The sequence below is a fragment of the Brachybacterium sp. GPGPB12 genome (assembly GCF_038396325.1).
GTDB classification, from domain to species: Bacteria; Actinomycetota; Actinomycetes; order Actinomycetales; family Dermabacteraceae; genus Brachybacterium; species Brachybacterium conglomeratum.
The window spans coordinates 1,316,924-1,336,666 of sequence record NZ_CP149573.1 but is presented as its reverse complement, the minus strand read 5'-3'; the positions used below and the strand labels follow the sequence as shown (position 1 = coordinate 1,336,666).

Sequence of the window (19,743 nt, the reverse complement as noted above, 5' to 3'; positions counted from 1 at the left end):
AGAGCATCGGTCGAACCGGGATCGAGCCGCCGTCGAAGGTGCTGGCAGTGCCGGAGGAGAGGGAGGCGGTGACTAGGATGCCGATGAGCCACCGTGGCTCGAACGGAAGGAGCCCCATGTCGAATCCGCGCCCCGCCCCCGGGGACCCGGGTCTCGCCCCCGAGGTCCAGGAGATCCCGATCGGTGTGCGCCGGGCCGCGTCATGGTCGTGGCGACTGCTCGTGATCGTCGCCGCCGGCGCGCCGCTGCTGTGGGGGCTCACCCGGGTCACGACCATCGTGATCCCCGTGCTCATCGCGATCCTGCTCGCCGCGCCGCTCCAGCCCGTGGTCAAGATCCTTACCCGCTACACCTTCCTGGGCCGCGCCGCGGCCAGCGGCATCGCGCCGCTGGGCCTGCTGCTCGTGATCGCGGGGATGTTCACCCTCGCCGGGCGGCGCCTGATCGCTCAGTGGGACGACATCCAGACCCGCGCGGTGCAGGGCTTCCAGGCGTCGCTGGAGTGGGTGCAGAGCACCTTCCAGATCGACACCCCGATGATCGACTCCGCCCTCCAGGAAGGGCTCGAGCAGCCTGCAGCAGTACTCTGGCCAGCTGGTCAGCGGCGCGGTCACCACCGCCGCCGCGCTCGGCAACATCGGCACCGGGATCGTCGTCGCCCTGTTCACGCTGTTCTTCGTGCTCCATGGCGGGGGCGGGATCTGGCGCTGGTCCGTCGGCCTCGCGCCGCCCGCCGCCCGCGTGCCCACCCACGAGGCGTTCCGCCGCGGCTGGAAGGCGCTGTCGGCCTACGTGCGCACGCAGGTGCTGGTGGCCGCGGTCGACGCGACCGGCATCGCGATCGGCATGGTCGCGCTGAGCCTGGGCTCCTACGCGGTGCCGATCTGGTCGCTGGTGTTCCTGTTCAGCTTCATCCCGCTGGTCGGCGCGATCGCCTCCGGCGCGATCGCCGTGCCGCTGGTGCTGGTGCTGAACGGCTGGGTCGGCGCGCTGATCATGCTCGCGGTCGTGCTCGCCGTGCAGCGGCTCGAGGGCAACGTGCTCCAGCCCTTCCTGATGGGCAAGGCCGTGGAGATCCACCCCCTCGGCGTGTTCCTCGGCGTTGCCCTCGGCGCGATGATCGCCGGGATCCCGGGCGCGCTGTTCGCGATCCCGCTGATCGCCTTCGTCAACGCGACGCTGCTGTACGTGGTGGGCCGGGACCCGAGCCCCGAGCTCGGCCACGACAAGGCCAGCGCCGAGCACTTCGCGGCGCTCGGCTCCGGCGTGCCCGCGCACCAGCTGGCCGAGGTCGGCGCGGACTCCGAGGCGCGCGGACGTCGGCCGACGAGGGAGCCGCGGCGGACCTGGCGATGCTCGGCACCGTCCCCGCCGCCGAGCGCCGGACCGCGACGGAGGACGGCGCGTCGGCGACGGGGACCGGCGCGCACGCCGCCGACGGGACGGACGCGCAGGACGCCGGTGCGGCCGGCGCTCACCCCGCTGACGCGCCCGGGACGACTGCTTCCCGGGCACCCTCGACCGACCAGGTGGACGGGGCGTCGGCCCAGCCGCCCGCTCCGCGTCACCGCGCGGAGGACGAGCGGGACTGACCCCGCTCGCAGTGTGAGAGAGCCCCTTCCGGCGCTGCCGGAAGGGGCTCTCTCGTCGGTTCGGGCAGTGCCCCCTCGCCCCGTGGGGCGCGCGGCTCAGGCCGAGTACGGCTTGGCGCGGAGGATCTCGATCGGGAAGGACTTCCCGGTCGGCGCGGTGTAGTCGACGGTGTCGCCGACCTTCGAGCCGTGGATCGCGGCGCCCAGCGGCGACTCGATGGAGTAGACCTCCAGGTCGTCGTCGCCGTCGGCGATCTCGCGGTTGCCCAGCAGGAAGGTGCGCTCCTTGCCGGCCATCGAGATGGCCACGACCATTCCGGGCTCGACGACGCCGTCGTCCTTCGGGGACTCCCCGACCACGGCGTTCTTCAGCAGACGCTGGAGGTCCGCGATGCGCGCCTCCATCTTCCCCTGCTCCTCGCGGGCGGCGTGATATCCGCCGTTCTCCTTGAGGTCGCCCTCGTCGCGAGCCGCGGCGATGCGCTCGGCGATCTCGGTGCGGCCCGGGCCCTCGAGCTCGGCGAGCTCCTTGGCCAGGCGGTCGTACGCGTCCTGGGTGAGCCAGGCGCCATTCGGCTGGTCGCTCATGGGTTCACTCCTGTCGTCCTCGGTGAAGCGCACGGGGACGAAGACCCCCAATACGCGAATCACGGGGCACATGTCCTCATGCGCCCCGTGTGCGGGTGATGATGACCGGTCGTTCGCCGGTTCCGGGCAACATTACACGGCGCGCTGTGCATTTCCCGGGACCGGTGGACGTTTTACGCGCATCGTGAAATCCGCGGGAACGGTCCTCCGGTCGGCGCGGGGTCAGCCGACGGTGCGACCGACGACCTCGGCGGAGACCGCCTCACCCTGGGTGGAGATCTCGACGTGGTGCGCGGTGCGGCGCTCGGTCTGCGCCGGGATCGTGGTCTCGACGAAGCCGACCTGTGCGCGCCCCTCGTTCATCGCCTGGATCCGGCAGGTCGCCTCGGTGCCGGGCGCCATCGTCACCACGAAGTCCACGCCGATGCGGTCGGCGGCCAGATGGTCGTAGGCCAGGACGTCGTAGCGGACCTCCTCGCGCGCGACGAAGAGCCCCACCACGATCACGATCGCGACGAACACCGCGCCGGCGACGGCGACCAGGATCTTCGCGGTGCGGGGGAGACGAGCGGTCCGCCGTAGCGCTGGCGGTGGAGCTCCTCGGCATCGTCCATGCGCCCAGTCTCCCAGACCCTCCCCGGGAGCGGTCCGGGAGCGCGGGGGGAGGGAGCGAGGGACCGGTCACGTCCGCGGCGAGGAGGCGACCCGCGCCCTGCGCGCTCGCGGAGGGGTGGCGTACGATCGGGCGCTGGTGCAGGTGTCGCGGGCCGTGTCGGTCGCGCGCGTGAACCGCACCGGGGCAGTGCCCCGCCCGTCGTCTCCGAGGAGTCCCGTGACCGTCCAGTCGCCCGCCCCCGATGAGTCCCTGCGGATGGTGGCCGTCCATGCGCACCCCGACGACGAGTCGTCCAAGGGTGCCGGGTCGACCGCACGCTACGCACGCGAGGGAGTGCAGGTCACGGTGCTCACCGCGACCGGCGGAGAGCGCGGCGACGTGCTGAACCCCCGCCTCCGCGACGATCCGGGGATCACCCCCGAGAGCCTGCCCGGGATCCGCCGCCGCGAGATGGAGCGGGCGAAGGAGATCCTGGGCGTGGACCACGAGTGGCTCGGCTTCGTCGACTCGGGACTGCCCGAGGGGGACCCGCCGCCGCCGTCGCCGGCCGGGAGCTTCGCGACCCTCCCCGTCGAGGAGGCGGCCCGTCCGCTGGTCGAGGCGGTGCGCCGCCTGCGCCCGCACGTGATGACCACCTATGACGAGAACGGCGGCTACCCGCACCCCGACCACATCCAGGTCAACCGCATCTCCGTGGCGGCCTTCGACCTCGCCGCGGACCCTGACTTCGCGCCCGAGCTCGGCGAGCCCTGGGAGGTCGCGAAGCTGTACTACATCAACGGCTTCCACCGTCAGCGCTTCGCCGCCGTGAGCCGTCACCTGCGCGCCGAGGGCACCCCCAACGAGGAGCTCGACCAGATGCTCCAGCACTACGACGAGAGCCACGACCGGTCGCTCACCACCCGCATCGACGTGCGCGACTATCTCGGGATCCGCGACGACGCGCCGCGCGCCCACGCCACCCAGGTCGACCCCGAGGGGCCCTTCTTCCGCATCTCGCACGACGCGGAGATCGCGGCCTGGGGCACCGAGGACTACGAGCCGCACATCTCCAGGATCGGTGTGAAGTCGCCCGAGCGGGACCTGTTCGCCGGGCTCCGCCACGAGACCGTGGAGGCCCGCCCGTGAGCGGGGCAGGCCTCGTCGGAGCGGGCGTGCTCCCGGCCGTCGGCGCCGTGCTCCAGGCCGCGCCGAGCCCGTCGGACGGCGAGGAGTTCAACTCCGTCACCGTCTCCCCGGGCCTGCCCGGCTTCCTCGCGACCTTCGTGCTCGCGGTGGTCGTCGTCGCCGCCTCCTGATCGACATGACGCGGCGCGTCCGACGGGTGCAGGCCAGGGCTCGGGTCGAGGAGCGCCAGGCGCGGCTCGAGCGCGAGGAGGCCGAGGCGGCCGAGCGCGAGCAGGCCGCGGGCGACTCCGCAGACGGAGGGGCCGCCGACGGCGAGGGTGCCGAGGAGGCGCAGGCCGACGGCGCGGACGCCACGCCGGACGCAGAGCCCGAGGACTCTGCGGAGCCGACGGACCCTGCGGGGCCGTCGGACTCCTCGGACCCGTCGGACGATGACGCGCCCGAGGGTGACGAGCGCCGCTGAGCGCGCGCCGCTCGGGGAGCGGCTCTCCTCAGAGCACCGCCGCGGCGACGGCGGCGAAGTGGCGACCGAAGCCGATCAGGGTGCCCGCGTGGAAGATCTCGTGGAAGCCGAACCAGGCGGGGAGGGGGTTCGGCCGCTTCAGCGCGTACATCACCGCGCCCGCCGTGTAGGCGAGCCCGCCCGCGAGCAAGAGGATCACCACCGGCCAGCCGCCGCCCGCGTGCAGCTGCGGCATGTAGAACACCGCCACCCAGCCGAGGGCGACATAGGCGGGGACGTACAGCCAGCGCGGTGCACCGGTCCAGAAGATCCGGAAGCACACCCCGACCAGTGCGCCGCCCCAGGCGATGCCGAGCGCGTGAGCGCCTGGCGCGGGGCCAGCAGCCGCCGCGGCGATCGGGGTGTAGGTGCCGGCGATGATCAGGAAGATGTTCGCGTGGTCGAAGCGGCGCAGGATGATCGCGTCGCGCGGGGACCACGTGCCGCGGTGGTAGACCGCGCTGATCCCGAACAGCATCCCGGCCGTCAGCACGAACACCGCGCAGGCCAGGCGGATCGTCAGGGTCTGGCCGACGGCGACCAGCAGCGGCCCGAGCACGAGCGTGGTCGGGAAGGCGATCAGGTGCGGCATCCCGCGCAGACGCGGCTTGGGCGACTGGAGGCCGAGCTGGGTGGCGCGCCGTGCCATCGCCCGGGTCAGGGTGCGCGGCGCGAAGGGGAAGTTCTCCGCCGTGGGCAGGTCCTCGTCGCGCGGCTCGGTGGTGCCGCCGCCGCCGGCCACGGCCTCGGCGATCTCGCGGGGCGCGGGGTCCTGGAGCGTCGGGGCGCCGCCGGGGGTGGCGGGGGACTCGTCGGCGTCGCGCGGGGTGCGGCCGGAGCCGCTCGCGGCGGCCTCGTCATGGGGTCCGGGGGTCATGGGCACACCGTAACCTACGCAACCGTAGGTTCGGTACGGGGGTCTTGTGACCGTCTCGTGCGGATTCCCCCCGATCGTCGGGCGGCGCTCCCGCCGTCGTCGATAATGGACGCGCGCGCCGCACCCGGCGCGCCCCCGGGGCCCAGCCGCCGGGCGGGCACGACGAGGGGACGAAGGCGAGCATGGTTGCCGACGGGTCGCTGTACCGCGTGTACGAGCGCAGGCTGTCCAGGGAGCTCGAGTCCTTCGACCTCCCGCGAGACCTCGGCGTGATCGTCGACGGGAACCGCCGCTGGGCGAAGGCCGCGGGGGAGTCCACCGCCCAGGGCCATCGCGCCGGCGCCGCGAAGATCGTCGAGTTCCTCTCCTGGTGCGAGGACCTCGGCATCCCGCTGGTGACCGTGTGGATGCTCTCCACCGACAACCTCCGGCGCCCGCCGGAAGAGCTCGTCGCCCTGTACGAGATCATCACCTCCACCATCGAGCAGATCACCGATGCCGGCTACTGCGTGCGCCTGACCGGCGGCGCCGACTCCCTCCCCGAGGAGATGCGCGAGGGGATCGCCCGCCTGCAGCAGGAGACCTCGCCCGAGGCCCGCCTGACCGTCAACGTCGCGATCGGCTACGGCGGCCGAGAGGAGATCGTCCACGCGGTGCGTGAGCTGGTGCGGGACCTCGGCGCGCAGGGCAAGGGCATCGAGGAGATCGCTGAGGGGATCAGCGTCGGCGCGATCGCCGAGCACCTCTACACGCGCGGCCAGCCCGACCCCGACCTCATCATCCGCACCTCCGGCGAGCGGCGTCTCTCCGGCTTCCTGCTCTGGCAGTCGGTGCATTCCGAGTACTGGTTCTGCGAGACCTACTGGCCCGGGTTCCGTCGCATCGACCTGCTGCGCGCCCTGCGCGACTACTGCCGACGCGAGCGCCGCTACGGCGCCTGAGACCGTCGCCGCGGCCCCGCCGGCCCGTGCTCGCCGCGGGGCACGGCGAGGCCGGCGCGCCCTCCGGCATCCCGCCGGCCGGGCCTCCTCGGTGCCGACGGCGCGCATGCCGCAGGGCCGTCGGCCGCCCGAGTGCGACGCACCCACCCGTCGACGCTCCCCGCTCACCGCTGTGAGCGGTGGCACACTGGCCCTCATCGGGAGCCGCAGAACTCCCGATGACGATCGGGTGAACGTCGTGTCCGCTGCCCGCGGGACTCGCCCGACGGCGGGTGCAGCGAGGGCTATGGTCCAGGCATCCGCGAGATTCCGGGAGGCTCCCATGGACGAGACGACCACTGCCCGCGAGACGACGACCGCCTTCGGCGGCGCCTTCTCGCCCGGACCGGACGGCGGGACGGCGGTGATCGGCGCCGCGAACCCCGACGACGCCCCCGTGGTCCCCTCGCTCCGGCCCGGCGCCGCCCAGCAGATGCTCGCCGAGATCGAGACGGGGGTGATCACCTACGTGCTGGACACCTCTGTCTTGCTCTCGGACCCGCTCTCGCTGCACCGCTTCGCCGAGCACGACATCGTCGCGCCGATCGTCGTGGTCACCGAGCTCGAGGCCAAGCGCCACCACCCTGACCTCGGCTACTTCGCCCGTCAGGCGCCGCGCATCCTCGACGACCTGCGCGAGCCGCACGGGAACCTCTCCGTGCCGCTCCCGATCGGCAAGGACGGCGGCCACGTGCACGTCGAGCTGAACCACATGAACACCGCCTCGCTGCCCGACGGCTTCCGCCTCGGCGACAACGACACCCGCATCCTCGCCGTCGCGAAGAACCTCCAGCTCGAGGGCAAGAACGTGGTGCTGGTGTCGAAGGACCTGCCGATGCGCATCAAGGCCAGCGCCTCCGGCATCCACGCCGAGGAGTACCGGGCCGAGCTCGCCCGCGACCGCGGCTACACCGGCATGGTCACCACCTCCGTGGACGAGCAGACCATGACCGACCTCTACGACGGCCAGGTCGTCGAGGTGCCCGGGATCGCCCACCACCCCGTGCACACCGGCCTGACGATCACGAGCCCGCGCGGCTCGGCGCTCGGCCGCGTCACGCGCGACAAGCAGGTGCGGCTCGTGCAAGGGGACCAGACCGTGTTCGGGGTCGCCGGCCGCTCCGCCGAGCGGCGCGTCGCGATCGACCTGCTCCAGGACGAGTCCATCGGCATCGTCTCCCTCGGCGGCCGCGCCGGCACCGGCAAGAGCGCCCTCGCCCTCTGCGCAGGTCTCGAGGCCGTGCTCGAGCGTCGCACCCAGCGGAAGATCATGGTGTTCCGGCCACTGTTCGCCGTGGGCGGGCAGGAACTCGGCTATCTCCCCGGCGACCAGAGCGAGAAGATGGGCCCCTGGGGTCAGGCCGTGTTCGACACGCTCGGCTCGATGGTCTCCCAGAACGTCATCGACGAGGTGCTCTCCCGCGGCATGCTCGAGGTGCTCCCGCTGACCCACATCCGCGGCCGCTCCCTCCACGACGCCTTCGTGATCGTCGACGAGGCGCAGTCCCTCGAGCGCAACGTCTTGCTGACCATGCTCTCCCGCATCGGTCAGAACTCCCGCGTGGTCCTCACCCACGACATCGCCCAGCGCGACAACCTCCGCATCGGGCGCTACGACGGGATCGCCTCCGTGGTCGAGGCGCTCAAGGAGAAGGAGCTCTTCGCGCACATCACCTTGCAGCGCTCCGAGCGGTCGAAGGTCGCAGAGCTCGTCACCCACGTGCTGGACGAGCCGATCCCCTGAGGGGCGGGGCGGGGTGCCGGCGCTGAATGTCGAGGCCGAGGCTCTGTCGGGCGGCACGGCGCGGGGCGAGGAACCGCTGACTGGGCGGACGGGTGAGGTCTGCACTGCAGCGGACGGGACGGTGGTGACACGCTCTGGTCATATGGCCACGTCGTGTCACCACCGTCCCGTCGGCGCTCGGGAGCGCCGTTGACGTCTCCTCCCCAGCGGTGACTTCTCCACAGAGCCGGCGACTCCAACGGACCGTTCCGCAGAGATGCTGGGATCTCCGCATGAGGGTTCGAGGAGTCGTGCACAGGAAGGGGCTGGCGGAGGTCGAGCCTGATCCCGATCGGCGCAGTGCTCTCCTGCGCGCGGGAAGATCCGTTCCGTGGGCCAGTGGTACGTGACCGAGGAAGCACCGGAGGACCTCCTCGCCCTGCTGAAGCTCGGGGTCCGACCGACCTGTCTCGACGCGGCCGCGCCGCATGGTCTGTGGGTCCCGATGGCAGTGGGTGTGCACGCATACCGGCCACGGAGCGTCGAAGCTCCACCAGATGCCCCTCGCCTGGCGCAGATCAGGCGCCGGCGTGACGCGGGGTCGGGCGAGCTCGTGCCGATCCCCGTCTCAGGAGCAGGACAGCCGGCCCCTGCGACGCATCCTCTGATCCTGCACGCGCCGAGCCTTCGTGGCTGGGGGAGTCAGGACCCTGTCCCCGACATCGTCCGCACCCTCGATCACGCGGCGCGCCGCCAGTCCACGGTGAACGCGGCGATCCTCATCGAGTCCGCGCTGAACAAGCGATGCCTCAGCACGGAGGACCTGGATCGCCTTCTCGCAGGGTCGCCTCAGCGGAAGCGACACCCTCTGGTACGAGTCCGCGCCGACGCGCAGTCCGGGACCGAGACCGCTGTTGGCTGGTGGCTCGAGGAGCGCCGGGAGCGGGTGCGCAGCCAGGCTCAGCTGCCGCCAGACGTGAGGGTGGATCTGCTGATCGGCACGAACTGGGTGATCGAATGCGACAGCCGGCGATTCCACGACGACCCCGCGCAGTACCGGGAGGACCGGCGGCGCGACCTGGCGCTCTCCTCGCGCGGCTATCGGGTCACCCGTCTGACCTGGGAACAGGTCTTTCTGGAATGGCCGAGGACATCCGCGATGCCGCTGGAGATGCTCCGTCGGCGTGATCATCGCCGGTCGCTCCCGGTGCGGGCGCGCGGGGTGAGCGCACTGGTGACATGGCTCAGTCGGGATGACGGGACGGGACGAATATGACACGTCGTGGCGATATAGCCACGACGCGTCACATTCGTCCCGTCCCCGGCGAGGGTCCAGGCCCCCGGCGACGGCTCAGGCTCCCGGCGAGGGTCCAGGCCCCCGGCGAGGGTCCAGGCCCCCGGCGAGGGTCCCGTCCCCGGCGACGGCTCAGTACTCCGGCGGGCAGATCAGCCCGTGGGCCGACCCGGACGGCCGGATCAGGCCTTCGGCGCGGTCATCGAGAGGACGTCCAGTGCGCTGTCGAGTCGCTCCTCGGTGAGCTCGCCGCGCTCGACGAAGCCGAGCGCGATCACGGCCTCGCGCACGGAGATGCGCTCTGCGACGGCGTGCTTGGCGATCTTCGCGGCGGACTCGTAGCCGATCAGCTTGTTCAGCGGGGTGACGATCGAGGGGGAGGCCTCTGCGTAGAAGCGGGCCTTCTCCTCGTTCGCGGTGAGCCCGTCGACGGTCTTGTCGGCCAGCACCGTGGAGGCGTTGGCGAGCAAGCGGATCGACTCCAGCAGGCTCGTGCCCATCAGCGGGATCTGCACGTTCAGCTCGAAGGCGCCCTGCGAACCGCCCCAGGCGATGGCCGCGTCGTTGCCGACGATCTTCGCGCACACCATCAGCACGGCCTCGGGGATGACGGGGTTGACCTTGCCGGGCATGATGGAGGAGCCGGGTCGCAGGTCGGGGATCGCGATCTCGCCGAGGCCGGTGTTGGGGCCGGAGCCCATCCAGCGCAGGTCGTTGCAGATCTTCGTGAGGGAGACGGCGATGGTGCGCGCCGCACCGGACATCTCCACCAGGCCGTCGCGGTTCGACTGCGCCTCGAAGTGGTTGCGCGCCTCGGTCAGGGGCAGGCCGGTCTGGTCGACGAGGTTCGCGATGACCTTCTGCGGGAACCCGATCGGGGTGTTGATGCCGGTGCCGACGGCGGTGCCGCCCTGGGGGACCTCTGCGGTGCGGGGCGCGCCGCCTCGATGCGCTCGATGCCGTAGCGGATCGAGGCCGCGTAGCCGCCGAACTCCTGGCCGAGGGTGACGGGGGTGGCGTCCATCAGATGGGTGCGGCCGGACTTGACGACGTCCTTCCACGCCTCGGCCTTCTTCTCGAGCGCCTCGGCGAGGTGGGCGAGGGAGGGCAGCAGGTGCTCGACGACGCCGGCGGTCACGGCGACGTGCACGGAGGTGGGGAACACGTCGTTGCTGGACTGGGAGCAGTTGACGTGGTCGTTGGGGTGGGTCTCGGTGCCCGCGCTGGTGGCGAGGGTCGCCAGGACCTCGTTCATGTTCATGTTCGAGCTGGTGCCCGAGCCGGTCTGGTAGGTGTCCACCGGGAACTGGTCGTCGTGCTCGCCGGCGATGACCGCGTCGGCCGCGGCGACGATCGCGTCGGCGATGGTGCCGTCCAGCACCCCGAGCTCCTTGTTCGCACGGGCGGCGGCCTTCTTGACCTGGGCGAGAGCGTGGATGTGGGCGGGCTCGAGGCCCTGCCCGGAGATCGGGAAGTTCTCGACCGCACGCTGGGTCTGGGCGCGGTACAGCGCCGAGACGGGCACGCGCACCTCTCCCATGGTGTCGTGCTCGATGCGGTAGTCGCTCTGCCGCGGCCGCGGGGGTGGACTGGTTCATCGACGGGCCTTCCTGTTCGTCTTCTCTGTCGGGTGGTCGGATCCGGTCCTCGGGCGGTCCCGGGCCGGTGGAGGGGAGGCGGGCTGGGTCGGCGTGCCCGCGCAGCGGTGCCCCGGGCGGGGCGGGTCAGGTGAGCTCGTGGCTCCAGGGCGGGTTCGCGCCGGCGCGCGAGACGGTGATCGCCGAGAGCGCGGCGGCACGTCGGAGCACGGTCGCGAGATCGTCCGACGGGATCGCGGCGAGCATCTCGCGACGGTCCGCGCCGAGCAGGCCCTTGTCGGCCAGCGCGTCGAGGATCCCGGCGGAGAAGGTGTCGCCGGCGCCGACGGTGTCGACCACCTCGACCCGCACCGGCGCGACCTGCACGCGCCCGCTGGCGGAGAACGCGACCGCGCCGTCGCCGCCTCGGGTCAGCACGGTGAGGGACGGGCCGAGGTCGCGCCACGAGGCGGCGACGTCCTCGACGTCCTCGGTGCCGTACAGCCAGGCCACGTCCTCGTCGGACGCCTTGACGACGTCGGACAGCGCGATGTTCTCCTCGATCCGGGCGCGGACGTCCTCCGGCGCGCCCATCAGGGTGGGGCGCGCGTTGGGGTCGTAGCTGATCGTCGAGGACCCGCGGGCGCGCGCGCGAGGGCGGAGAGCGTCGTGGCCCCCGGCTCGAGCACGGCGGCGATGGAGGAGGTGTGCACGGCGTCCGGCGCCGCGGGCGCCCGGCGGTGTCCGGGTCCCAGGCGAGGTCGAAGGTGTAGGTCGCGGCGCCGTGCGCATCCAGCACGGCCTCGGCGGTCGAGGTGCGGCCGGGTCCGACCGAGGCGGGCGTGAGTCGCACGCCGGACTCCTCGAGGTGGGCGCGGATCGCGTCGCCTCGGGCGTCGTCGCCGATCGCGGTGAGCAGATGGGCATCGTGGCCGAGTCGCGCCAGGGCGACGGCCACGTTCAGGGGGATCCGCCGGGGTGCTCGCGACGACCGCCGTCGGCGTCGACGACGATGTCGGTGAGGGCTTCTCCGGCGATCAGGATTCTCGCGGTCACGCTTCGATCATCGCAGGTTTCCAGGGCGCGGGCGACACGAGCGGGGAGGGGTGCCGTGGCCCGGATCACCCCGGGAGGCGGAGGGCGGCGCGGGCGGGGACAATGGCCCGCATGCACGATGCCCAGTCCGAGAGCCCCGACCGCACCGCGAGCCCCGCCGACGGTGAGGGCGGCCCTGTGCGCACGGGGGTCGACCGCGAGGCCGCCGGTCGCACGAGGGCCGACAGCGAGGGCGCCGGTCGCACGAGGGCCGACGGCGCAGCGAGCACCGAGCGCTGGGTCCGACGGCGCGCGCGGCGCCGAGCGATGCATCCGAGGGCGCGCGGGCCGAGAGCGCCGGGGCCGACGGCACACGGGCCGAGGTGACCGGCGCTGATGAGTCGCCCCGGCGAGCGGCCGAAGTCCGCGTACCAGCGCCGACCAAGCAGAACACGGTCGCCGCGCAACATCGTCTGGGCGATCGTGCTGACCATGGTCGTGGTGATCGTGCTGGCGGTGGGCTTCTTCGGGGTGGGCAGCGACCTCGAGCGCGAGCCGCTGGAGAACTCCGAGGTGGACGTCGCCGCGACCGCCGAACGCGCCCAGGACGTGGCCGACTTCCCCGTCGCCGTGCCCGCGACCGGCGAGGACTGGCAGGTGCGCTCGGCGCGCTTCACCGACGGGCAGAGCCCGCGCTGGACCGTGCAGTACACCGCGCCGGGCGGGGATCTCGTGACCCTGGCCGAGGATACCGAGGTCAGCGCGTCGCTGCTGTCGGCCGAGATGCCCGGCGCGACCGTCACCGAGCAGACGAGCCGCCGGGGCGCCGAATGCCAGGTGCTCGGCGGCGGGGACGACGCGGAGCAGACCGGCATCGCCTGCCAGGGCGAGCGATTCGGGATCCTCGTCCACGGGGCGGCCGATCAGGCCGAGCTCGAGCGACTCATGGACGAGGCGCTCGCCGCGGTCGGCTGACGGCCGTTCAGCGCTCGGCGCCGTCCTCCTCGCGCCGCGCGGCCACGGCGTCCTCGAGCCGCTCGCGGGCCCCGTCCAGCCACTGCTGGCAGCGACGGGCGAGCATCTCGCCGCGCTCCCACAGCGCGATCGAGTCCTCGAGCCCGCCCTGCCCGGACTCGAGGCGGCGCACCACCTCGACGAGCTGGTCGCGGGCCGCCTCGTAGGACAGCTCGGCGATATCGGCGGGGAGGGCCTTCTCGTCCCCGGCCGGGGTGACGGGCGCGGTGCCCGGGGTGCCGGGAGCGCCTTCGTCGGCAGTCAGTTCGTTCTCCGGGGCATCGGGCGTGCTCATGCGGTCTCCTCGTCGTTCTCGGTCCGGTCCTGCTCGGGGCGGGCCCGGTCGTCGGTCGGTGCCTGCGGGGCAGGCGGGGTGTAGGGGTCGGTGTCCACGTGCAGGGCGCCGAACCGGCCGCCGGCGACCCGCACCGACAGCGCCTCGCCGACCTCGCTCTGCTCGGGGGCGCGGATGATCGTGCCGTCGGCCGTCTGCACCACGGCGTAGCCGCGCTCGAGGGTCGCCAGCGGGCTCAGGGCCCGCACCTGCCTGCCGAGGTGGGAGACCTCGTCGGCCGCCCGGTCCAGGCGCGAGCCGATCAGGGTGCGGGCCAGTGAGATGCGGGAGCGGATCTCGTCGGCGCGGCCGGCGAGGATGCTGGAGGGGTTCTCGAGCACCGGCCGCGAGCGCATGGCGTCCAGCCCCGACTGTTCCCGCTCGATGCGGGCGCGGATCGCGGCGCGCAGGCGCGTGCGCCCCAGGTCCAGCCGCTCGAGCTCGGCCTGGATGTCGGGCACGACGCGCTTGGCCGCATCGGTGGGGGTGGAGGCGCGGACGTCGGCGGCGAGGTCGATCAGCGGGGTGTCCACTTCGTGTCCGATCGCAGAGACGATCGGGGTGTCGGCGCCGGCGACCAGGCGGGTGAGTCGCTCGTCGGAGAAGGGGAGCAGGTCCTCGAGGGAGCCGCCGCCGCGCGAGATGATGATGACGTCCACGTCCTCGCGGGTGTCGAGCTCCTTCAACGCCGCGGACACTTCCCGCACCGCCTTCGTGCCCTGCACCGCGACCTCGCGGATCTCGAACTGCACGGCGGGCCAGCGGCGACGGGCGTTGACGACCACGTCGCGCTCCGCGGCGGACTCCCGCCCGCAGATCAGCCCCACCACGCGCGGCAGGAAGGGAAGCGGCTTCTTCCGCGCGGCGGCGAACAGGCCCTCCGCGGCGAGGACCCGCTTGAGCCGCTCGAGCCGGGCCAGCGGCTCGCCGAGCCCGACGGGGCGGATGTCGTCGGCCTCGAGCTGGAGGTCGCCGCGCTTGGTCCAGAAGCTGGGCCTGGCGTGCACGACCACGCGCGCGCCGGGCACCGGCTCGACCGGCAGGGCGCGCGCACGTGCTCGCGCACTGGCACCGAGAAGGACATGTCCACGTCGATGTCGCGCAGGGTCATGAAGCTCAGCCCCGCGCCCGGCCGACGGTTCAGCCGCACGATCTCGCCCTCGACCCACAGCGGGGACATGCGCGCGACGTACTCGCCGACCTTCACGGACAGCCGCCGCGCGGCCACGGGTTCTCCGCCGTGGTCTGCGCGGCGGTCGCGGTGAGCGGCGGGCGGGCCCCGGCGGCCGGGGCGCCGGTCACCTCGGCGGCCTCGCCCGCCCCACCCGGATCGGGGGTCGTCTGCGTCATGGGGTCCACTCTTCCACGACCGGCCGACATCTCGCGGACCGGAAGACGGCGGCTGTGGATGTCCACGTCCTGTGGAGGGTTGGTGACTCTTGCCCCACGACCTGCCGCTTCAGGCGCGGGCCTCCTACGATGGGAGGCGTGAGCACCGGAACCGTCCTCCTTGCCGAGCCCCGCGGGTACTGCGCGGGCGTCGATCGTGCCGTCGTCGCCGTCGAGCGCGCCCTCGAGCACTATGACGAGACCGTCTACGTCCGTCACGAGATCGTGCACAACAAGTTCGTCGTGGACCGCCTGACGGAGAAGGGCGCCGTCTTCGTCGAGGAGGTCGACGAGGTGCCCGAGGGCGCGCTCGTGATCTTCTCCGCCCACGGCATCTCCCCGAAGGTCCGCGAGATGGCGGGGGAGCGCAATCTCCGCACCATCGACGCGACCTGCCCCCTGGTCACCAAGGTCCACAAGGAGGCGGTGCGCTTCGCCCGCCAGGACTACGACATCCTGCTGGTGGGCCACGTGGGCCACGAGGAGGTCGAGGGCACCGCCGGCGAGGCGCCGGAGCACGTGCAGATCGTGAACGGCCCCGAGGACGTCGACAAGGTCACCGTGCGCGACCCCGAGAAGGTCGTGTGGCTCTCGCAGACCACCCTCAGCGTCGACGAGACGATGGAGACCGTGGACCGCCTCAAGGAGCGCTTCCCCACCCTGCAGGCGCCGCCCAGCGACGACATCTGCTACGCGACCCAGAACCGCCAGGTCGCGATCAAGAAGATCGCCCCCGACGCGGACCTCGTCCTCGTCGTCGGCTCCCCGAACTCCTCGAACTCCGTGCGCCTGATGGAGGTCGCGCTCGAGGCCGGGGCGAAGGCCTCCCACCGCATCGACAGCGTCTCCGAGCCGCGCGAGGAGTGGTTCGAGGGCGTGGAGAGCGTGGGCGTGACCTCCGGCGCCTCCGTGCCGGACGTGCTGGTCCAGGAGCCTCCACCGAGCTCTCCGAGCGCGGCTTCGGCGATGTGAAGCCCGTGCGCACCGCCACCGAGGACCTCATGTTCTCCCTGCCGCGCGAGCCGCGCCAGGAGATGAAGAGCCGCGGCGAGTCCGACCGCCGCACCAAGCCCACCGGGGATCGCGCCACCGCCGAGTCCTGACCCGACGGTCACCGCGCTGCGGAGACGACCGGCGGGAGCCGCCGGGATTCGGCATGATGGTCCGGTGATCCCACGCACGGCCGCCCGCCCGCTGTCACTCGCGCTCCTGGCGACCCTGCTCGCCGCCCTCGCCGTGCTGGCCCCGGCCGGTCTGCCGCAGGCCCGCGCCAAGGGCTACAACACCGGCCGCACCGCACCGTCGATGCTGGTGGTGGACGGCTCGGGCTCGATGCGGGCCGACGACGTCGGCGGCCGCGCCCGCATGGACGTGGCCAAGGAGGCGCTGAGCACCCTCGTGCCGATGCTCGCCCGAGGACGCGAGCGTGGGCCTGATGACCTACGGCAACTCCGATCCCGCGACCGCGGCGAGCCAGGAGGCCGGCCGCCAGGACGTGAAGACCCTGGTGACGCCAGAGGGCCTGGACCGCCAGGCGCTCGCTCGGCGCGATCGAGGGCGTGCGACCCTCCGGGTACACCCCGATCGGCCTGTCCCTGACGAAGGCCGCGGCCGAGCTTCCGGAGGCGGAGATGCGCTCGATCGTGCTGGTCTCCGACGGGATCGACGAGTGCGGCGGCCCGCCGCCCTGCGAGGTCGCCGCCGATCTCGCGCAGAAGCACCCCGAGATGCGCATCCACACGATCGGCTTCAAGGCCGAGCAGGATGCCCGCGACGAGCTGGCCTGCATCGCCGAGGCGACCGGCGGCACCTTCGCCGACGCCACCGACGCCGAGACCCTGCGCGACGAGCCGCTGGTGAAGATGACCCGCGCGATCCAGGGGTACGCCACCCAGGGGCGACCGATCACCGGCGGGACCAGCCCCGAGACCGCCGTGGATCTCGCGCCCGGCTCGTTCCTCGACGTGCTCGAGCACGGCGGCCGCCGCGATCGACGACGGCGAGGGCTTCTCCCGCTTCTACCGCCTGCGGCTCGCCGAGGGCGAGATCGCGCACCTCACCGCGACGATGGTGCCGCCCGGCGGGGACGGGGACGCCAGCGGCCTCGCCCAGCCGCGCCTGGCCACCAGCTCCGCCGACGGGCTCGACTGCCGCATCGGCGAGGTCCAGGCCCGCGCGGAGGCCGACCTCGGCCGGGGGCCGATCACCGCGGCCGTCGCGACCCCGCGCCTGGGGGAGACCGCGAACCTCACCTGCTTCGGGGAGGACGCCGACGGCACGGTGATCCTCGAGGTCGAGCGCACCGGTGACCCGGCGCTCGCGGAGGCGGTGCCGGTCGAGCCGCAGTTCTTCGCGGAGGAGAAGGTGGCGCTGGACGGCCTGCCTCCCGCCGCGAAGTACGTGCGCCCGCAGGAGCCGGTCGCCGTTGCGACCGACGGTGAGCAGATCCAGCCCGCGTTCTCCTTCGCCTCCGCCGTGGAGGACCTCGACGGGCCGATGCGCGGCACGATCATCCCCGGCGAGGTGCAGTTCTTCCGCATCCCGGCTCAGTACGGCCAGCAGGTCCGCGCGGCGATCGCGCTCGGCGAGTTCGAGGTGCCCGATGGGATGGGGCTGACGCCGCAGGCCCGGCTGTACTCGCCGCTGAGGGACGACGTGTACCTCGTGGTGCCGCCGTCGGCCTCGGGCGAGGCGACCGGGATCTCGACGAAGGCCGCGCCGAAGACCACCCTGCAGGTCAACCAGGCCTCCCCGATCCATTTCCGCAACCGCGAGGACGGCGGCACCGAGGCCCGCACCTCCTTCCTCGCCGGGGACTACTACCTCCAGCTCGCCGTGGTCCCCTCCGACTACTCGGCGCGCGCCTGTTCGAGGTGCCCTACGTGCTCGACCTCGATGCGGTGGGCGAGCCCGCCGAGGGGCCGGAGCTGAGCGGGCAGGGCGCGGTGGAGGACCGCTCCGCCGCGGACCCCGGCTCGGCTCCCCGGGCCTCGGACGGCGGGGGAGCCTCCGACGCGGGCGGCGCCTCGGATGCGGGGGTGCGCCGGAGCTCGAGGACCCGCCGACCGAGGACGAGCGCAGCGGCTTCTCCGTGCCGCCGGTGGTGTGGGCCGTGCTCGGAGGTCTCGGCGGCGGTGTCTTGCTGGCCGCGATCGTGATCGGCGCCGTGGTGCTGGTGCGCCGGGGGCGCTGACCGTTCGAGAGGCGGCACGCGAGCGACCCCGCGGCCCGGGCGCGTCCTGGTGGCGCCGGTCCAGCCGCGCCGACGACGAAGCCGCCGCCGGCCCGGATCAGCCGGCCGAGCGGTCCTCGCGGCTCTCGACCCCTCGCTCAGGGCTCGCGAGCCGCGCGATCTCGTCCTCCTCGAGGGTGCGGGCACGGCGCGTGAGCCGCTCGACGTCCTCGACCGCGGTGCCGGCGAGGCCCAGGTCCTCGAACTTCCGCGCGGTCACCATCACCCTCGACTGCAGCGAGCCGACGGCCTCGTTGAACGCGGCGACGGAGGAGTCCAGCGACCGCCCCACCTTCCCCAGATGGGAGGTGAACGTCCCGAGCCGGTGGTGCGGCTCGCGACCTGCCTCGAGCACCTCGCGGGCGTCGCGGTTCAGGGAGTCCGTGCGCCAGGTGTGCGCGACCGTGCGCAGCGGCGCCATGAGCGTGGCGGGGGAGGCGATCACGACGTCCTTCGCGAAGCCGTGCTCGAGCAGATCCGGCGCGGACTCGAGCGCGGCGGCGAGCACCCCGTCGCTCGGCACGAACAGCACCGTGAACTCCGGGGTGTCTCCGAGCGCCTTCCAGTAGGCCTTGCCCGCGATCTGGTCCACGTGATGGCGCAGCGCCCGGGCATGCGCGGTGCGCCGGACGCGGGCCCGCTTCGGGTCCTGCTCCTCGACCGCGTCGAGATAGGCGTCCATCGGCGCCTTCGCGTCCACGACCAGGGTGCGCTCGCCCGAGAGGTGGACGACGAGGTCGGGGCGCTGTCCCTTCTCCCCATCGGCCCGCGTCCCTCCGATCTGCTCGGAGAAGTCCACGTGCTCGAGCATGCCCGCGACCTCGACGATCCGGCGCAGCCGCACCTCGCCCCAGCGGCCGCGCGAGGTCGGGCGCGCAGCCGCGCCCGTGAGTGCGGTGGTGCCCTGCTCGAGGGACTGCGCCCGACGCCCCAGCTCGCCGAGGTGATTGCGCGCGCGCCCTCGGCCTCGGCGCGCGCCGCTTCGGAGCGGGCCAGGTTCCGCTCGAGCTGGGCGAGGGTCGCGGTCAGCGGCGCGAGGGTGCGCTGCGCCTCGGCCTCGCGCTCCTCCTCGGCGGCGTCGCGCCGGGCGACGTCCCGCTCGTGGCGCTCGTCGGCCAGGCGCGAGAGGCGATCGGCCGAGTCCTCGCCCGCGCGGTTCTGCGTCAGCGCGGAGCGCATGCGCTCGCGCGCCGACGAGGAACGTCACGGCCGCGCCGAGCGACGACGCCGAGGACGAGACCCAGCAGGAGCATCGTGGTTCCGCTCATGGGATCAGCACATCACGGGGGTGGGACAGCTGAGCGGACCCGGGCGCCCGGCGCGCGGTCAGGCGGTTGCGGAAACGGCGTCCCGGGAGGTCTGCACCTCGCCCATGTGGTCGGTCGCCCAGCTGATCAGCGCCCCGAGCGGCTCGAGCAGCGAACGCCCCAGCTCTGTCAGCTGGTACTCGACGCGCGGCGGGATCTCGGGGTGGACGGTGCGCGAGACGAGCCCGTCGGCCTCGAGGGAGCGCAGGGTCTGGGTGAGCATCTTCTGGGAGATGCCGTCGACCGTGCGCAGCGCCTCGGAGAAGCGCCTCGGTCCGCCCTCGAGCGCGGAGATCAACAGCACCGTCCAGCGGTCGCCGATGCGGTCGAGGAGACGGCGCGAGGGGCAGTCGCGCGCGAAGGGATCGTAGGGGCGCAGGGCGGACATCGGGCGGTCTCCTCGAGGGCGGCAACGGCGGCGGACGGGCTATGGGTGAAAGGCCGACGGCCCGGCGGGCTGGGGCTCGATAGGGGAGGGGGCCGACGGCGGCGAGGGGTTACCGCGAAGTGCCTACTTCCCCGCAGAGAGAAGGTTACCTACAGTGAGCATGCAGG

At 72.9% G+C, this 19,743-nt stretch carries 19 protein-coding genes and 4 pseudogenes; 12 read left to right on the top strand and 11 right to left on the bottom strand.

All coding sequences use genetic code 11. The features are described 5' to 3' along the window. Positions 1–200: 200 nt before the first annotated feature. Positions 201–668: a hypothetical protein gene (locus WKH84_RS07560; RefSeq protein WP_341856180.1), complete on the bottom strand. Its 468-nt coding sequence runs from the start codon at positions 666–668 to the stop codon at positions 201–203. Between WKH84_RS07560 and WKH84_RS07555 the strand changes: the two genes are divergently transcribed. Then, complete coding sequence (locus tag WKH84_RS07555) at positions 574–1,755, top strand: AI-2E family transporter (protein WP_341856812.1); 1,182 nt, start codon at positions 574–576, stop codon at positions 1,753–1,755. The two genes, WKH84_RS07560 and WKH84_RS07555, sit on opposite strands and share 95 nt — an antisense overlap. Here the strand turns inward: WKH84_RS07555 and greA are convergent. Further along, a complete protein-coding gene (greA, locus tag WKH84_RS07550; protein WP_341856179.1) occupies positions 1,689–2,180 on the bottom strand; it encodes a transcription elongation factor GreA in 492 nt (163 codons plus the stop codon). The genes WKH84_RS07555 and greA overlap by 67 nt on opposite strands. Positions 2,181–2,402: 222 nt before the next feature. Further along, the gene (locus WKH84_RS07545; RefSeq protein ID WP_341856178.1) at positions 2,403–2,702 is read right to left on the bottom strand and encodes a DUF4307 domain-containing protein; all 300 of its coding nucleotides are present in this window, start codon (positions 2,700–2,702) and stop codon (positions 2,403–2,405) included. Between the two features lie 310 nt (positions 2,703–3,012). Between WKH84_RS07545 and mca the strand changes: the two genes are divergently transcribed. The 3 genes from mca to WKH84_RS07530 are packed head-to-tail and all read left to right on the top strand — an operon-like array spanning position 3,013 to position 4,387. Continuing rightward, the gene (gene mca / locus WKH84_RS07540; protein ID WP_341856177.1) at positions 3,013–3,924 is read left to right on the top strand and encodes a mycothiol conjugate amidase Mca; all 912 of its coding nucleotides are present in this window, start codon (positions 3,013–3,015) and stop codon (positions 3,922–3,924) included. Beyond that, positions 3,921–4,094 carry a hypothetical protein gene (locus WKH84_RS07535; protein ID WP_341856176.1) on the top strand — a complete coding sequence of 58 codons (174 nt, stop codon included), beginning with the start codon at positions 3,921–3,923 and terminating at the stop codon, positions 4,092–4,094. Before mca ends, WKH84_RS07535 begins: the two co-directional genes overlap by 4 nt. Positions 4,095–4,099: 5 nt before the next feature. Next, positions 4,100–4,387, top strand: a complete 288-nt coding sequence (locus WKH84_RS07530) for a hypothetical protein (protein WP_341856175.1) — start codon at positions 4,100–4,102, stop codon at positions 4,385–4,387. Positions 4,388–4,415: 28 nt separating this feature from the next. Here the strand turns inward: WKH84_RS07530 and WKH84_RS07525 are convergent, their stop codons facing one another. After that, positions 4,416–5,303 carry a hemolysin III family protein gene (locus tag WKH84_RS07525; protein WP_341856174.1) on the bottom strand — a complete coding sequence of 296 codons (888 nt, stop codon included), beginning with the start codon at positions 5,301–5,303 and terminating at the stop codon, positions 4,416–4,418. A 182-nt stretch (positions 5,304–5,485) separates the two neighbouring features. Here WKH84_RS07525 and uppS point away from each other — a divergent pair, with 182 nt between their 5' ends. From uppS to WKH84_RS07510, 3 genes are all read left to right on the top strand, one after another. Then, entirely contained in the window at positions 5,486–6,244 is a 759-nt protein-coding gene (uppS, locus tag WKH84_RS07520) for a polyprenyl diphosphate synthase (RefSeq protein WP_341856173.1), read from the top strand. Between the two features lie 472 nt (positions 6,245–6,716). After that, a complete protein-coding gene (locus tag WKH84_RS07515; RefSeq protein ID WP_341856811.1) occupies positions 6,717–8,027 on the top strand; it encodes a PhoH family protein in 1,311 nt (436 codons plus the stop codon). Between the two features lie 370 nt (positions 8,028–8,397). Further along, positions 8,398–9,282 (top strand): hypothetical protein, encoded by an 885-nt coding sequence (locus tag WKH84_RS07510; protein ID WP_341856172.1) that lies wholly within the window; start codon positions 8,398–8,400, stop codon positions 9,280–9,282. Between the two features lie 200 nt (positions 9,283–9,482). Here the strand turns inward: WKH84_RS07510 and WKH84_RS07505 are convergent. From WKH84_RS07505 to WKH84_RS07495, 3 genes and pseudogenes are all read right to left on the bottom strand, one after another. Further along, positions 9,483–10,898: pseudogene (locus WKH84_RS07505) on the bottom strand (class II fumarate hydratase). Between the two features lie 126 nt (positions 10,899–11,024). After that, positions 11,025–11,669, bottom strand: coding sequence for a PfkB family carbohydrate kinase (locus WKH84_RS07500; protein ID WP_341856171.1), 645 nt, complete (start codon positions 11,667–11,669; stop codon positions 11,025–11,027). A 31-nt stretch (positions 11,670–11,700) separates the two neighbouring features. Further along, a pseudogene (locus WKH84_RS07495) lies at positions 11,701–11,835 on the bottom strand (PfkB family carbohydrate kinase); the annotation flags it as partial. A gap of 473 nt (positions 11,836–12,308) precedes the next feature. Here WKH84_RS07495 and WKH84_RS07490 point away from each other — a divergent pair. After that, positions 12,309–12,887: a DUF4245 family protein gene (locus WKH84_RS07490; protein ID WP_341856170.1), complete on the top strand. Its 579-nt coding sequence runs from the start codon at positions 12,309–12,311 to the stop codon at positions 12,885–12,887. A gap of 7 nt (positions 12,888–12,894) precedes the next feature. Here the strand turns inward: WKH84_RS07490 and WKH84_RS07485 are convergent, their stop codons facing one another. After that, positions 12,895–13,221, bottom strand: coding sequence for an exodeoxyribonuclease VII small subunit (locus WKH84_RS07485; RefSeq protein ID WP_133676072.1), 327 nt, complete (start codon positions 13,219–13,221; stop codon positions 12,895–12,897). Then, positions 13,218–14,610, bottom strand: a pseudogene (gene xseA / locus WKH84_RS07480) (exodeoxyribonuclease VII large subunit). The gene WKH84_RS07485 and the pseudogene xseA overlap by 4 nt, the downstream one beginning before the upstream one ends. Before the next feature lie 129 nt (positions 14,611–14,739). Here xseA and WKH84_RS07475 point away from each other — a divergent pair. The 4 genes and pseudogenes from WKH84_RS07475 (at position 14,740) to WKH84_RS07460 (ending at position 17,580) form a co-directional block, all read left to right on the top strand. Beyond that, positions 14,740–15,752 (top strand): annotated as a pseudogene (locus WKH84_RS07475) (4-hydroxy-3-methylbut-2-enyl diphosphate reductase). A 64-nt stretch (positions 15,753–15,816) separates the two neighbouring features. After that, complete coding sequence (locus WKH84_RS07470) at positions 15,817–16,248, top strand: VWA domain-containing protein (protein ID WP_341856169.1); 432 nt, start codon at positions 15,817–15,819, stop codon at positions 16,246–16,248. After that, positions 16,209–16,958, top strand: a complete 750-nt coding sequence (locus tag WKH84_RS07465) for a hypothetical protein (protein WP_341856168.1) — start codon at positions 16,209–16,211, stop codon at positions 16,956–16,958. The genes WKH84_RS07470 and WKH84_RS07465 overlap by 40 nt, the downstream gene beginning before the upstream one ends. Beyond that, positions 16,930–17,580, top strand: a complete 651-nt coding sequence (locus WKH84_RS07460) for a hypothetical protein (protein WP_341856167.1) — start codon at positions 16,930–16,932, stop codon at positions 17,578–17,580. Before WKH84_RS07465 ends, WKH84_RS07460 begins: the two co-directional genes overlap by 29 nt. Before the next feature lie 359 nt (positions 17,581–17,939). Here the strand turns inward: WKH84_RS07460 and WKH84_RS07455 are convergent, their stop codons facing one another. Continuing rightward, positions 17,940–19,088: a DNA recombination protein RmuC gene (locus tag WKH84_RS07455; protein WP_341856166.1), complete on the bottom strand. Its 1,149-nt coding sequence runs from the start codon at positions 19,086–19,088 to the stop codon at positions 17,940–17,942. Positions 19,089–19,207: 119 nt separating this feature from the next. Further along, positions 19,208–19,576 carry a helix-turn-helix domain-containing protein gene (locus tag WKH84_RS07450; protein ID WP_341856165.1) on the bottom strand — a complete coding sequence of 123 codons (369 nt, stop codon included), beginning with the start codon at positions 19,574–19,576 and terminating at the stop codon, positions 19,208–19,210. Positions 19,577–19,743 lie beyond the last annotated feature (167 nt).